This is a genomic window from Spirosoma luteum DSM 19990 (assembly GCF_000374065.1).
In the GTDB taxonomy this organism is placed as follows: domain Bacteria; phylum Bacteroidota; class Bacteroidia; order Cytophagales; family Spirosomataceae; genus Spirosoma; species Spirosoma luteum.
This window is the reverse complement of sequence record NZ_KB893270.1, coordinates 1-13,897: the sequence shown is the minus strand read 5'-3', so window position 1 is coordinate 13,897 and position 13,897 is coordinate 1. Positions and strand designations below refer to the sequence as shown.

The 13,897-nt window shown below is 51.3% G+C and carries 11 protein-coding genes and 2 pseudogenes; 9 read left to right on the top strand and 4 right to left on the bottom strand.

Translation table 11 applies throughout. The features are described 5' to 3' along the window. Positions 1–48: 48 nt before the first annotated feature. The 6 genes and pseudogenes from B156_RS0119730 to B156_RS30950 all read left to right on the top strand — a co-directional run. Positions 49–2,001, top strand: a complete 1,953-nt coding sequence (locus B156_RS0119730; protein WP_018621504.1) for a KUP/HAK/KT family potassium transporter — start codon at positions 49–51, stop codon at positions 1,999–2,001. Positions 2,002–2,055: 54 nt separating this feature from the next. Further along, positions 2,056–2,307: a hypothetical protein gene (locus B156_RS32500; RefSeq protein ID WP_342664438.1), complete on the top strand. Its 252-nt coding sequence runs from the start codon at positions 2,056–2,058 to the stop codon at positions 2,305–2,307. Between the two features lie 32 nt (positions 2,308–2,339). Further along, on the top strand, positions 2,340–2,978 hold the full coding sequence (locus B156_RS29500) for a prohibitin family protein (RefSeq protein WP_425423312.1): 639 nt from the start codon (positions 2,340–2,342) through the stop codon (positions 2,976–2,978). Between the two features lie 58 nt (positions 2,979–3,036). Then, a pseudogene (locus tag B156_RS30955) lies at positions 3,037–3,132 on the top strand (potassium-transporting ATPase subunit C); the annotation flags it as partial. Positions 3,133–3,177: 45 nt separating this feature from the next. Next, entirely contained in the window at positions 3,178–4,305 is a 1,128-nt protein-coding gene (locus tag B156_RS0119715; protein ID WP_018621502.1) for a porin, read from the top strand. A gap of 90 nt (positions 4,306–4,395) precedes the next feature. After that, positions 4,396–4,741 (top strand): annotated as a pseudogene (locus B156_RS30950) (sensor protein KdpD); the annotation flags it as partial. An 83-nt stretch (positions 4,742–4,824) separates the two neighbouring features. Here the strand turns inward: B156_RS30950 and B156_RS0119705 are convergent. From B156_RS0119705 to B156_RS29495, 3 genes are all read right to left on the bottom strand, one after another. Continuing rightward, the gene (locus tag B156_RS0119705; RefSeq protein ID WP_018621500.1) at positions 4,825–7,083 is read right to left on the bottom strand and encodes a PAS domain-containing sensor histidine kinase; all 2,259 of its coding nucleotides are present in this window, start codon (positions 7,081–7,083) and stop codon (positions 4,825–4,827) included. Between the two features lie 374 nt (positions 7,084–7,457). After that, entirely contained in the window at positions 7,458–8,150 is a 693-nt protein-coding gene (locus B156_RS0119690) for a Crp/Fnr family transcriptional regulator (protein WP_018621497.1), read from the bottom strand. Continuing rightward, the gene (locus B156_RS29495) at positions 8,147–8,797 is read right to left on the bottom strand and encodes an HPP family protein (RefSeq protein ID WP_018621496.1); all 651 of its coding nucleotides are present in this window, start codon (positions 8,795–8,797) and stop codon (positions 8,147–8,149) included. Before B156_RS29495 ends, B156_RS0119690 begins: the two co-directional genes overlap by 4 nt. A 99-nt stretch (positions 8,798–8,896) precedes the next feature. Between B156_RS29495 and B156_RS0119680 the strand changes: the two genes are divergently transcribed. The 3 genes from B156_RS0119680 (at position 8,897) to B156_RS0119670 (ending at position 12,675) form a co-directional block, all read left to right on the top strand. Then, the gene (locus tag B156_RS0119680) at positions 8,897–10,774 is read left to right on the top strand and encodes a chloride channel protein (protein WP_245563787.1); all 1,878 of its coding nucleotides are present in this window, start codon (positions 8,897–8,899) and stop codon (positions 10,772–10,774) included. 103 nt (positions 10,775–10,877) lie between these two features. After that, on the top strand, positions 10,878–11,756 hold the full coding sequence (locus tag B156_RS0119675; RefSeq protein WP_018621494.1) for a UbiA prenyltransferase family protein: 879 nt from the start codon (positions 10,878–10,880) through the stop codon (positions 11,754–11,756). Positions 11,757–12,369: 613 nt separating this feature from the next. After that, positions 12,370–12,675: a hypothetical protein gene (locus tag B156_RS0119670; protein WP_018621493.1), complete on the top strand. Its 306-nt coding sequence runs from the start codon at positions 12,370–12,372 to the stop codon at positions 12,673–12,675. 210 nt (positions 12,676–12,885) lie between these two features. Here the strand turns inward: B156_RS0119670 and B156_RS0119665 are convergent, their stop codons facing one another. Further along, positions 12,886–13,581, bottom strand: coding sequence for a hypothetical protein (locus B156_RS0119665; RefSeq protein ID WP_018621492.1), 696 nt, complete (start codon positions 13,579–13,581; stop codon positions 12,886–12,888). Positions 13,582–13,897: the final 316 nt, after the last annotated feature.

The window sequence follows — 13,897 nt, the reverse complement described above, 5'->3', positions numbered from 1 at the left end:
CCAGGGGGCTTTTTATTCATCCCTTCTTTAATTGATTCATCCTGTTTTATGAGTGATAAAAAACACCTTGATAAGGTAACGGCGGCCGGCATGCTGGTCGCCATGGGCATCATCTACGGCGATATTGGCACCTCTCCACTGTATACCCTCAGGGCCATTATTGGTACGTCAACCGTCATCCAGGCCGACCTCGTCCGGGGAGCGATTTCCTGCGTATTCTGGACGCTCACCCTACAAACGACGGTGAAGTACGTCATTTTAATTCTGCGGGCCGACAACCGGGGGGAAGGCGGTATTTTTGCGCTTTATGCCCTAATTCGTCGGCATGCCCGCTGGCTTACCCTACCGGCCATTATCGGGGGGGCAGCCCTACTGGCCGATGGCATCATTACGCCCCCCATCTCGGTCTCATCAGCCGTTGAAGGGCTCCGCCTGCTGTATCCCGACATTACCCACGGACTCATTATTGAGATCGTCATTGCCATACTAACGGTGCTGTTTTTGATTCAGGCCTTTGGTACGGGGGTGGTAGGCACGGCCTTCGGCCCCATTATGCTGGTCTGGTTTATCATGTTGGGCACACTAGGTGCCCTTCAGATTGTGCAGACTCCCCAGATCCTTTCAGCCGTGAACCCGTATTATGCCTGGTGGCTGCTGACCCAGTACCCGGGTGGATTCTGGCTGCTGGGATCGGTGTTTTTGTGCACCACGGGGGCCGAAGCCTTGTATTCAGACATGGGCCACTGCGGGCGGGGTAACATCCGCCTGAGCTGGGTATTTGTCAAGACATGCCTGCTGCTCAACTATTTTGGCCAGGGGGCCTGGCTGTTAGGCCAGGAAGGACAGCGTCTGGCCGAGCGCATCCCTTTCTACGAAATCATGCCGCCCTGGTTCCTAACGATTGGTATTATCATCGCCACGGCCGCCACCGTCATTGCCAGCCAGGCCTTGATCAGCGGCTCCTTCACCCTGATAAGTGAAGCCATCCGGCTCAACTTCTGGCCCAAGGTTCGGCTGCGCTATCCAAGTGCCCTAAAGGGGCAGCTTTATGTGCCAAGTGTTAATCTGTTGCTTTGGGGGGGCTGCGTGGGGGTGGTGCTTTATTTTCGGGAATCGGCCAATATGGAAGCGGCTTACGGGCTGGCCATTACCTTGACGATGCTGATGACGACTATGCTGATGTCGTACTACCTGTATACCCACAAGTACCAGGCGTGGGGGGTTGTTTTGTTTCTGACCTTCTATCTAACTTTGGAAGGAGGATTCTTAGTGGCCAACCTAATTAAGTTCCCCCATGGAGGTTGGGTCTCTGTTCTGATCGGCTCGGCCATTGGAGGGGTCATGTATATCTGGCTGCAAGCCTTCCAGATTAAGCTGCGACTGACCGAATACGTGCGCATCGAACAGTATACGCAGTCCATTAAAGAACTCAGTCGCGACATCAGCGTACCCAAGTACGCCACCCACCTGGTGTTTATGAGCAATGCGGCCCGGCAGTCCGAGATTGAGTCAAAGATCATTTATTCCATCTTTCAAAAGCGCCCCAAACGGGCCGACATCTACTGGTTCGTGCACGTCGACATCACCGATGACCCCTACACGATGGAGTATAAAGTGAACACCATTGCCGTGGACGATGCCTACAAAGTGACCTTCAAACTCGGATTTCGGGTAGAGCAGCGCATTAACCTGTTCTTTCGGAAGGTGATCGAGGACATGGTCAGGAACAAAGAGGTGGATATCACCAGCCGCTATGAATCGCTCAGCCGCCAGAACGTGATCGGCGATTTCCGGTTTGTGGTGCTCGAGAAGTTTCTTTCCTACGAAAACGAACTGTCTGTCTATGAACGGTTCATCATGACTATCTACTTCACCGTTAAAGGCTTCACTACGCCCGAAGACCGGTGGTTTGGCCTGGACAGTAGTTCGGTGAAAGTAGAGAAGGTGCCTCTGGTGATCCGCCCGGTTGAAAATGTGCCCTTAAAACGACTTACCACCTAAGGGACTAACCAGCCCCCGAAAGGCTTTTTTTGATAATCCTTTCGCTAATAGACCATGATGATCCTCTTTATTCTTGGCTTATTGGTCCCTCTGGCTGGTTTCGCCATTCAAACGCCTTCGCTGAGCATCTCGCGCTTTTCGGGCCCCAGCAAAGTGATTGGCCTTGTTTTGATGGCCGGGGGACTAATCACCGCCAGCATCCGACCCGTATCAACGGGTCGGGTCGGGGTCGTTTCGCTTTTCGGTCAGGTGGGTCCAAGCGCCCTGCCGGCTGGATTGAACGGGTTAACCCCCTGGCCCAGATAAACGAATTTGATATAAAAACCCAGAATTACACGATGTCGGTTATTCATGATGAAGGAGCCAAACAGGGGGATGATGGCATACGCGTGTTGACGGCGGATGGGCTAGAGGTGGTCATTGACTTAACTGTCCTGTACCGGGTTGTGGCCGCCGATGCCCCCCGACTGTACCGGGAAGTGGGCCTGGATTACTACGACAAGATCGTGCGGCCCATCACCCGGGCCCGGATTCGGGACAATGCGGTTTATTACGATGCCGTAGCCCTTTATTCGACCCGACGCGATGAGCTTCAACGCCGGATCTATCAGTCCATAGAAGCGGATTTCCGTAAGCGGGGTCTGCTGCTCGAGCAATTGCTCATCCGCAACAATGACCTACCCGTCTCGGTCAAGAAGGCGATCGAATCCAAGATTAACGCCGAGCAGGACGCTCAGAAGATGCAGTTTGTGTTGCAGAAAGAGCGCCAGGGAGCCAAGCGCAAACGCGTCGAAGCGCGGGGTATTGCCGATTACCAGCTGATTTTATCGACTGGATTGTCGGATAAGCAGTTACAGTACGAACAAATCAATGCCCAGCAAGAACTAGCCTTCCCCAATGCCAAGATTGTGGTCATGGCGAGGGGCAACCGGCCTTTACTACTCACCAGTAACTGGGTTCTTCTTCCAACTCTTTAATCAAAACTAAGCCTTTAGTTGCTTACCGTATAAATCCGCCCATTTGGAAGAAGAACCCCTTGATGAACAAACCGAAGGTCCGCTGATGGGACTGTTTGGTCCATCAACCGTCAATATTCTCAAGTTAAATGTTGCGCTCGACGCCTTAAACTAGTCAGTAACCCCGGCTAGGTCCGGACCAGGGTATCGCATCACGAACATGAACAAGCTTTTATTTTTTTCTGCGGCCTGCCTTTGTGCTGCTTCATCCGTAGCTGTGGCCCAGTCTGCTGATAGTACGGGCAGCACGGCCCCGGCACCTACAGCCCCGGCGTTGACGCTGACGGGCTACGTAGAAGCCTTTTATACGTTCGATCTTACGGCCCCCAAAACGGCCCAGGAGCGGCCCTCTTTCTTATACAACCACAAGCGAAACCGGGAATTCAACATCAATCATGCGTACCTCAAACTGGCATATGTTACCGACCGGGTACGCGGGAATCTGGCCCTACAGGTTGGTACTTACGCGCAATACAATTATGCCGCCGAGCAACCATTGTTGAAAAATGTGTACGAAGCGAGCGTCGGCGTAAAGCTGAGTAGAACCCACGATTTATGGCTCAATGCGGGCGTTTTTGGCTCGCACATCGGTTTTGAGAGTGCCGTTTCCAAAGACTGCTGGACGTTGACGCGCAGCATCCTGGCCGAAAATTCACCGTATTACCTGACCGGTGTCAAACTGACCTATACCAACGGAAAATGGACCCTGCTAGGGTCAGTGCTCAACGGCTGGCAGCGCATCGCCAAAGTGTCGGGCTACAGCGGACCGTCAGTTAGTACGCAGGTGCAGTTCCGGCCCTCCGATAAGGTGACGCTGAACTGGAGCACATTTCTGGGCAGCGACCGGCCCGACTCGCTCAAGCAGGGTCGCTTCTTCAACAACTTTTATACCATCATTAACCCCGCCGGGCGGTTTGGCGTGATTCTGGGCTTCGACATTGGCAGTGACCGCAAGCCGGTCGTGCGCACGGGCAGTGTGGACCGGGTTGAGGGCGGGGCAGCATATATCTGGTATTCTCCCGTCGTGATTGCGCGGTACAAGACATCGGACCGAAGCTACCTGAACGGACGAGTTGAGTACTACGATGACAAAAAAGCGGTGATTACTGACATTCTCGGTTTTCAGTCGATGGGCTACTCGCTGGGTTACGACTACTACATTTTACCACAGGCCCTGTTTCGCATTGAAGGGAAAATATATGACAGCAAGACCCCTATTTTTGAAACAACCAGTGGTTTTTGTCGTCAAAACACGAGCTTAACAACGAGTTTAGCTGTTTCATTCTGAAGCATCTTCTCCATAGTTGGTCGCCGAAGCGGGATAGCTGTTAACCTCCTGCTTCGGCGTACCAGTGCAATCCTGTATTCTAGAAAAACCATGAATCCTAACGATCAAAACGCTGATCGATTTTTGACCCTGATTCGCGAGTCCCGACGTGGCAAATTCAAGGCATGAGCGCGGGCGTGGGAAAATCTTACCGGATGTTGCAGGAGGCTCATGCGCTGCTATGGAGTGGTAGCGACGTAAAAATTGGCTTTATCGAACGCACAACCGGGCCGAAACGATGGCCCTGGTAGCGGGACTTCCGGTTATCCAAGGACGTAAACTGTTTTACAAAGGGCGGGAACTCGACGAGATGGATGTGCAGGCCGTTATCAACACGCACCCCGAACTGGTCATTGTCGATGAGCTGGCCCGTACGAATATTCCCGGTTCCTCAAGTTAAGAGCTATACATCAACCAAGGATTTGGACCGTAGCACTGTTACGACCATTAAGACCTATCGAAATCTATAGTTTATTCTGATTAGGGACAAGCAGGCAGGTACAAGGTAAATGTAGCTCCTTCACCCGCAACGCTATGCGCCCTCACGGCCCCCAGGTGGTTATCCATTACCTGCCGTACGATAGCCAGGCCGATACCTGATCCACCATAAGGGCTGCTTTTACTGTGCAACCGCTCAAAGGCACTGAAAATGCGGTCCTGATATTTTTCATCAAAGCCAATGCCATTATCGGCCACCGTAATCTGCCAGTAAGCAGGTGGGTTAGGATTCCAGCCACTAACAGGAAGGCCCAGAGGTAAATCTTCCCGATTCACCCATTTACTCATCAGGGTTACGCGGGGCTGCTGGCCGGGCCTGGTAAATTTAAGGGCATTGCTTAACAGGTTTTGAAATACCTGCCGCAGTTGCAGTGCGTCGCCCGTTATCGTAGGAAGGTCAACCACCTCCACGACTGCATTTTTTTCGTCTATAGCAATTTCCAGATCAACAAGTACTTCACCCAGGATGCGATTTAAATCAATGGACTGATAGTCAACCGGTGAGCCCATCGACAGCCGCGAGTAGGTTAATAAGTCGCGGATAAGCGTCTGCATTCGGCTGGCGGCTGTTTGCATCCGTATCAACAGATTTAGCCCATCGCCCAGGGCCGGGCCGTACTGGTCGATAAGGATATTGCCGAAGGAATTGATTTTGCGAAGCGGCTCCTGCAGGTCGTGCGAAGCCACGGATGCAAACTGATTCAGACGGGCATTGGAATGCTGAAGCTGATGATTGAGTTGCTCAATCTGCTCCTGCGCTTGTTTAATGGCGGTGATGTTGATAGTAGACGTTATGAGCCCATCAGTCCCAAGGCGCGCAGCGGTAGTCAGAAACCAGCGGTTGCGGAAATACCGTTCGAAAGTGAATGGCTGGCCTGTTTGAATCACTCCTATATAGTCGACAAAGGCAGTATTACTCTCGAGCGCCATGCTTAACTCCAGAAGCGTACGAGCCTGTAATTGGGCATGAGTCAGGCCGAGGATCGATAAGGCAGCCTGGTTTGCCAGTCCAAAGTGGAAATCAACAATCTGCCCCTCCTCACCCCGGAGGGGATAATAGGTAACTACCGCCGTGGAAGTTGTATCAAGAACGCTCTGTAGCAGTTGGGCCTGTTGATGCAACAGTTGTTCGGTTTGCTTGTTAGCCGTCAACTGGGTCAGGGAGGCTACATAGCCATCGCCTAGTTTCGCCACCGCAATGTGATACCATTCATTGACGACTTTGTAATGTAACTCAGCCGTAAACGGTTCGCCCGTCTCAACGACCTGTACGTACCGGTCGAAGAGTGCCGGCTGCTCATTGGCTGGATAAAAGTCAGATAACCGGCGTCCTGCCTCGAGGGATTGGCCAGTAGGCACCATAGCGCGAACTGCCTGGTTTACCAGCGTCAGTCGAAAATCAACTATCCTTCCCTGCGAATCGCGTAAGGCTTCGCAAGCCAACAAACCACTCAGGGATGTGTCCAGAATCCGGGTCAGCAATTCAGCCTGCTGCTGCAGCTGCTTATGGGCTTCCTTAAGCTGGGTAAGGTCGCGAAACAAGGTGAAAAAACCATCACCCATCGGCTTACACTGCACTTCAAACCAGCGCTGAAGGCGTGGATTATAATACTCCCAGTCAATCGGTTCCCCCTGCTCGACGAGGGCCTGAAAACTGGCAGCTAGCCGACGTGCATCCGGCTGACGCTCAAAAAGACCTAACTCCCGAAGTTCCGTTTCTTCGTACCCGGTTATGTCCAGGACACGAGCGTTATAAAAGATGGTCTGATAATCTACAATGGCCTGTGTAGCCCCATCACGTTTAGCCCGGTAAACGACGATACCATTGGGAGACTGCTGAATAACACCTGCCATCACATCGAACAAGCTAAACTCCTGACCGACCAGAGGAAACGTCAGCGTTAGTTGTTCATCCTGACAGGCAATAGCTACAGACTGCAGAAACCGGTGATCATTCCGATGTTTGAGCCAGATCGGAAGGAAGTGGGTTGAGTTGGAGGCAGATGAACTCGCTAACGACAATGTATTGACTTGCTGTTGATCGACAAGTAGCGTCAGTGGGCGATCTTTTACTAGCATTCGGTTATAACCCGTTACGCGCTCAGCGGCCGTATTGATTAGGCGAATCACGTAATCAGGAGTAGCTCCGGGTACGGGCTGACAAATAATGACCCCACAGGCTACCCCATCTAGGAGGGCATCAGCCAACGGCTCCTGAGAGAAGGTCCGTTTCTTAAGCATATCAGGTTAAAATTTATAGCCTCTTTCGGTTTAGGTTCTTAATGATGTCCACTTACGGGGTTCTCGTTACAAACGGCCGGCTTTGTACGCTAAGCAACTATATGTCTTGGTGAAAGTTGATTATCAGTACATTAAAATAGTGCTTATCAATAAGGATTTCCTATTTGATAAACTGTTCTACCCAGGTAGATTAGTCAGAATGGCGGTTTTTTGGTTCATTTTTCAGATATTTTTTTGATAAGACGCTGATTATCAAATCATACCTATTTAACTATAAAACCCACCGTCCGCGGCTGCGCCAGGCCGCTGGAGCGGTTGCTTACCGTATAAATCCGCCCGTTTGTAACGAGAACCCCGGTAAGCAGCATCGGGGATTAAGGGTCCGTATGCGTCAGCATAGCCAGTTTCCCGGCATTCAGAAGGATCAAACTCTTGTCGGTCTGCTGAATCAACCCCTCGGATTTTAGCTCGTTAAGCGTACGAAAAAATGTTTCGTAGGTGGTGCCGGCATAGGCCGCCATATCCTGCCGGGTCAGGTTCATCACGATCTGCCCCGTTTCGTCCGCGCCAAATTTATGCTGCAGCATCAGCAGCGTTTCGGCTACCCGGCCTTTTACGTCCATCAGGGCCAGATTCCGCATCCGTTTTTCGGCTTCCTGCAGGGCGTTGGCGTAAAACCTCATCAGTGCGTAGGTGAGCGAATGGTTGGACTGGAGGGAGAGTTCAAAAAAAGGTAAGGCTACAAAGCAGAGGGTAACCTCGTCTAAAGCGGTGGCGGTGATGGGCAGAATCTGGTCGTTGCCCAGCGCCCGATAGCCAATCATGTCGCCTTTTCGGGCGAACTGCAGGATCAGTTCTTTTTGCTGGCTCCACGCCTTGTGAATTTTCACGGTACCCTCATACACAAAGTAGACCCCCGCCACCTGACTCCCTTCCGAAAAAATCACTTCCTTTTTTTTGAAGGACAGCATCTGCCGATTTCCATCGATCAGAGGAAGCCAGCCTGCCAGACTGTTTTTACAGAGGAGGCAACTGCTTAAATCACAAGGCATCTTATTCGTTTTCATGACAGGGCTCGTGCGCGCGCTCGTTTCCGGGAAGCTGCCCGGTGGCGCAGGTTTTTCAGCGGCTTATGCCACCGGCCCAGGCGTCTTGTCAGGCGAATAGACTGGCTGGGATAGGACCGGTTCGGGGGGATATTATTAACGATTAGTGCCATAACGAGCAAAATCACCACCCCCATCAACACGGGTGTCAGTACGTAGTAAAAACCCAGGGCTTTTATTTTATCGGAACCAATGTTGGCAATCAGCGCCGTAGCGCCCGCCGGTGGATGCATGGTTTTGGTGATCTGCATACCCACAATGGACAGCGAAACGGCCAGGGCGGCTGACAGCCAGAGCTGATCGGGCAGCAGCTTGTAGATGCTCACCCCAATCACCGAAGCCAGCAAATGCCCCCCTACCAGGTTTCGGGGCTGAGCCAGCGGACTATGAGTGGCTCCAAAGATCAACACGCAGGAGGCCCCGAACGACCCAATCAGAAACACGCCATCCTGGGGAAGCAGCTGCGACTTATTCAATAATCCAAACGAAGCAATGGCCGTAAACGCCCCGACGAATGTCCAGAAATGATCGGCGGGTTCAATTAACGTCTGACGATACAGCACATACCGAACGATCCGGTATTGCCTCCGTGCTATCAGCTTCAGCATAGGTTTATTTGTAGTATTATTCAAATCACAAATCTAGGCAAACTATTTTATGCTTTAATGAATTGACTATGATATAAATCATATTTGTCATTTTCGCATATGCATCACCACCATATAGGGCCAGCACCCATTCCCATTTCTACTTCATTGAGAGAGTTTCTCAATGGGGAGCCGCTAAAACCAAAGCGAACCGGTTCAAAAAAGCGCATTCTATACATAGCTATGCTGGCCGTAGGGCTGGCGGGTGGTGTAGCGCTGATTGCCCGCCTGCTGGTTGGCCTTATCAATTTAGTTACCAACCTTTCGTTCTTTGGGCGGTGGTCATTGGCCGAGAGCAGCCCGGCTGATGCAACACTGGGCCTGTGGGTCATTGCCTTACCGGCAGTGGGCGGGATACTAGTGGGCCTGATGGCTTTTTATGGTTCCAAAGCCATAAGGGGGCATGGCATCCCTGAAGCCATGGAACAGATTCTGGTCAATAAAAGCCGGATTAAACCAATTATCGCTTTTTTAAAACCCCTCTCAGCGGCCATCTCCATTGGAACAGGGGGACCTTTCGGAGCAGAGGGTCCCATCATTGCGACGGGTGGCGCCCTGGGGTCCACCATCGGCCAGCTTCTTACCATCAGCGATAGCGAACGAAAAACGTTGCTGGCTGCCGGGGCTACGGCTGGGATGGCCACTATTTTTGGTACGCCCTTAGCCGCTATTTTCCTGGCCATCGAGTTGTTGTTATTCGAGTTCTCGGCCCGGTCAATCATTCCCGTTGCGCTGGCCTGTATTACAGGAGCCGCCGGTCATCACCTGCTATTTGGCACCGAGCCGGTTTTTGCCGTGTCCGAAATCATACCCGAAGCCAGCAATGCCGCTTTGCTGGCCTACAGTGCTATTGGCCTGCTGATTGGCGTTCTATCGGTAGCTATTACCAAGCTGGTCTATTTTATTGAAGATGGGTTTGAAAAATTACCCCTTCACTGGATGTGGTGGCCCGCGCTGGGTGGGCTGGCGGTAGGCCTTATTGGCTACATTTCTCCTAAAACCCTGGGAGTAGGCTACCGTAATATTAGCGATATTCTGTCGGGGACAATGCCCGTATCCCTTGTGCTGTCTTTGTGTCTGTTCAAACTCCTTTCGTGGGCCATCTCATTGGGTAGCGGCACATCGGGCGGTACCCTGGCCCCGTTGCTTACCATTGGCGGGGCTATAGGAGCGCTGGCGGGTCATGCCGTCGAACTGGTATTCCCTGGCCTTGATATCAACCTGCCCCTGGCCGCTTTGGTCGGTATGTCGGCCCTGTTTGCCGGAGCCAGCCGGGCGGTGCTGACCTCCATTATTTTTGCCCTGGAGACAACCCGGCAGACCAACAGTCTGCTGCCCCTGCTGGCCGCCTGTGTCGGCTCGTACAGTATCTCATTTTTGATGATGGAGAATACCATCATGACCGAGAAGATAGCGCGACGGGGCACAAAAACGCCTGATTCATACGAGCCCGACTGGCTGGAAAAATGGACCGTCGGGGATGTGGCTACCCGTTGTGAGGTTTTCTTTGCCGATATAAGTACCCTGCCTGAGGTCTATCAATACCTTCGGCAAGCCGCCACTAAATGCCAGCGGTTTGCCGTAATGGATAACGATCACCACATCCGTGGCATCGTGAGTTTGTCAGCCCTCATCACGTACCCCGATCAAACCGCCCCTCTGCACGTCGTGATGGCCGATAGGCAGTACCCGTCTATTTCGTCTACCAGTTCATTGAAGGACGCCATTGATCTAATGACGCGTAAACAGGTTGATATGCTGACGGTTGTGTCGGCCGACGAGTCGACTATTCGTATTCTCGATTACACTGATTTGTTTTCAGCCTATCAGATGGGTTTGCGTGAATACACGCACCTGGAAAAACACATTTCGGTCAGAAACTTCCTAAGCAAACGATTTGCCTATGCCAGGAAAAGGAAGCAGACGCCTTGGAAATAAGGTACGTTGAGCGGAAACGAATGATCAAACTGGTTTCCTGGTACTAATACGTATTGATACGCTCCTCTAAACGTAACTGGAAAAGGTGTAAAACGCCCGTTTAATGTTCCCCTATCGTCAACAAAAAATAATGCTCAGGCAAGCGCGTAAACTTTCTATTACCCTTCTTCAGCTTTTTCTGTTTAGTAATAGCTATATAGCCCTAGGTGCGGTGGTGATGTGTTGGATAACGGCCCGTTTGTTTCACCTCAAACTTCCTGTTCTTTTCCTGCTCTTTATTTTCCTAGGTACCTTAAGCAGCTATGCCCTGCACTGGTATTTGACGCCCACAGCGTTAAACCAGCGTGAGCGCAACCAATGGAATAGGCGTCATAAGCCTACCCTACTGGGGATATTTATTGGTTCCTCCGTGCTCTTGCTGGCTTTGTTGAGTCAATTGCTACCCTATCTATTCTATTTTATGCCTGTTATCGTAGCTACCTTTCTCTATACGGCACCTAAAATTAACCACCGTCCATTTCGATATCTGCGTCAGATTGCTATTCTCAAAACAGCCTACCTGGCTTTTGTCTGGACCTTCGTGACGGCGGTGTTACCACTTCTTGTGGCTACTACTGCCTGGACTGCTACGATGAGCCTGTGGGCGATAAACAGATTTTTATTCCTTTATTGTCTATGCTTTTGGTTCGATTACCGGGATCGAGATGACGACAGGCGGTCGAGATGGCTGACTCTCGTGTCGATGATGACCTACCAGCGGGCACTTTATATATTTTATGGTTTGGCGGGCTGCTTCACGGTGTCACTAGTGATGCTGTATCTACATGGAATGACATTTCGATCTATAATAGGCATAGGTACGCCCATGTTGCTGTTAGCTGGAACTGTTCAGTCTATTCCGTATTGGGTATCTGATTATTGGTATTATGCCTATCTGGACGGACTATTGATACTATCAGGTCTATTCGTGTGTCTAGTGTAGGCTACACTTACTCTATTATACTTGCTCCCTTTAACTGGATAGCAGACCAGATCATGCTTTACTTAGTTGCCAAGTAAAGGCCGGTCAGGTTTAGGGGAGGACAACAGTCAATACAACCTAGGACGGGTCAGTGTTGCAATCGGTCAATTAAAGGTCCGAATCACCAAGAAGCCGCGTTCCCAGAAAGGGGCGCGGCTTCTTTGGTGAACCAGTCTGTCGAAGATAATTTCTACTCCGCTTTGAGCAGCTTCACGGTCTGGTTTTGGGTGGACGTACTGACCCGCAGCAGCACACCCGCCGGAAGCTGGCCCAGGCGCAGCGCATCTGTCTGACACGGGAAATTGACGTTGCATCGATTCCAGTATCGGTTTTTTACAACCGGAAAAACTAGGACAAGGTCCTGCGCTTCTGCTTCGCCAAAGACGACGAAACGTTGCTGAACGCGGGTAAACGCCTTGCATAATGGACGCTAAACCAATAAGGTAAGTCTACAATTGATACCTCCAATACCCATCTAGTTTAGCTCAAAAAACAAACAACCAACGAAAAACGTTATTCTGCCAACGCAATCAACGTATCTGGAGTAAGGCTCCGCTACCATCACAAAAAAGTTATGAAAACGAAACTGCTTTTATCACTTGCTCTTTGCGCGGTATTAACAACCGGCGCATTTGCCCAGGATGATCATGCCGCTACACGGGCGGCCCGTAAGGAAAAAACCAGACAAGATGTTCGGCGCGCTGGTGATAAAGTGGAAACCGGTGTTGCTGATGGAGCACACGCGGTTGGCACCGCTGGCAGAGCCACCGGAAGAGCCGTAACTAAGGGTACAAAGGCAACGGGAAGCGCTGTTACGAAAGCGACCAAAGCAACGGGTCGGGCCATTAGTGGCGAAGCGAAAAAAGTCGACCACCGGTAGGTGGGTGGTCCCTGGCCAGTCTCCTAAAGCGGTAGCGAAGCAACGTTGCCGCTTTATTTTTAACGATAGCTTTCCTAGAATAGACTCCATTTAATACCATGGCGACTGCAGGGCTTACCAACTTAATTTATCATTCTAGTAGCCCGCTCCGAGCAAGTCTTCGTTCGGTAAAACGTCCCAATAAGTCCCGGATAAGACAGTTGATAATTACTACTTTGGCGTGACAACCAAATTCGCAAAATGAGCATCCGTGCCGTAGCCTATCCACAGACCAATGGCCCCCGCCTGGTTGGGGCCATGCTTTAGGTCGTTGACAATCAGGGTAGGTTGGCTAGCCCCGTGTACATACAGCCGGGCTTTATCGCCCTGCACCTCAATCCGAATCTTCGTCCATTCGCCCGCTACTAAGTCCACGTACGACTCATATTTTTCCGGCGTTTCTTTCCGGAATCGCTGCCAGGGATAGTCGGGGTAAGAAACATATTGCACCGAGTGATTCCGCCGAACCTGATCTTCGGCCCGACCGTTGGTGGGGCGCAGGTAGATACACTCGAATTTGGACTCGTCGTCGGCCATGCGGAAGGCGATGCCTACAAAACCCCGGGCAGCTTCACCCGCCGTAGCCAGTGGCTTAGCGGCCAGTTCTAGTTCAATGCTGCCGTTGTGAAAACGCTGATTGCGGATTTTGGCATGGGTTACTTCCGAACCAGCCGTATTGTTGGCCATAACTGAATCGACCACGCGTACACTGACTTTACCCAGGTAGGTCTCTACGGATACCTGAGCTTTAACCGGCAGGATGCCACCCAGACTATTGAGGAGCATCTTCCGCTGACCAGGCTGCGCCATAGCGGCACTACCGCCAAGAATGGTTAACACAAGGGCTACTACTAGATTGATTCTCATGGATTTGTTGATTTAGAGCGTGTTGGGGAATTAGGTGCTTGATTCTGAGGGTATTCTCTGTAGCATGAGCTGAATGTTAGCCAAATAAAGCCAGTTTATTGATGAACTCAGCGTGTGTTCGTAGTCTTTTACTAGCCGACGGAAGAAGTTTGTCCAAGCAATACTCCGCTCCACCACCCACCGTTTTGCCACTGGAACAAACCCTTTCGCTGNCTCCGCTCGCGAAGCTTTTTCAAAATCAATACTCCATTCCCCAAGTGCTTTTTTGAATACACCGTTGTAGGCCTGATCGCCGTATACTTTTTCCAGTCGCTCA

Coding starts and splice junctions, on each gene's coding strand:
- B156_RS0119730 (WP_018621504.1), top strand. CDS start 49: ATGAGTGATAAAAAACACCTTGATAAGGTAACGGCGGCCGGCATGCTG.
- B156_RS32500 (WP_342664438.1), top strand. CDS start 2,056: ATGATGATCCTCTTTATTCTTGGCTTATTGGTCCCTCTGGCTGGTTTC.
- B156_RS29500 (WP_425423312.1), top strand. CDS start 2,340: ATGTCGGTTATTCATGATGAAGGAGCCAAACAGGGGGATGATGGCATA.
- B156_RS0119715 (WP_018621502.1), top strand. CDS start 3,178: ATGAACAAGCTTTTATTTTTTTCTGCGGCCTGCCTTTGTGCTGCTTCA.
- B156_RS0119705 (WP_018621500.1), bottom strand. CDS start 7,083: ATGCTTAAGAAACGGACCTTCTCTCAGGAGCCGTTGGCTGATGCCCTC.
- B156_RS0119690 (WP_018621497.1), bottom strand. CDS start 8,150: ATGAAAACGAATAAGATGCCTTGTGATTTAAGCAGTTGCCTCCTCTGT.
- B156_RS29495 (WP_018621496.1), bottom strand. CDS start 8,797: ATGCTGAAGCTGATAGCACGGAGGCAATACCGGATCGTTCGGTATGTG.
- B156_RS0119680 (WP_245563787.1), top strand. CDS start 8,897: ATGCATCACCACCATATAGGGCCAGCACCCATTCCCATTTCTACTTCA.
- B156_RS0119675 (WP_018621494.1), top strand. CDS start 10,878: ATGTTCCCCTATCGTCAACAAAAAATAATGCTCAGGCAAGCGCGTAAA.
- B156_RS0119670 (WP_018621493.1), top strand. CDS start 12,370: ATGAAAACGAAACTGCTTTTATCACTTGCTCTTTGCGCGGTATTAACA.
- B156_RS0119665 (WP_018621492.1), bottom strand. CDS start 13,581: ATGAGAATCAATCTAGTAGTAGCCCTTGTGTTAACCATTCTTGGCGGT.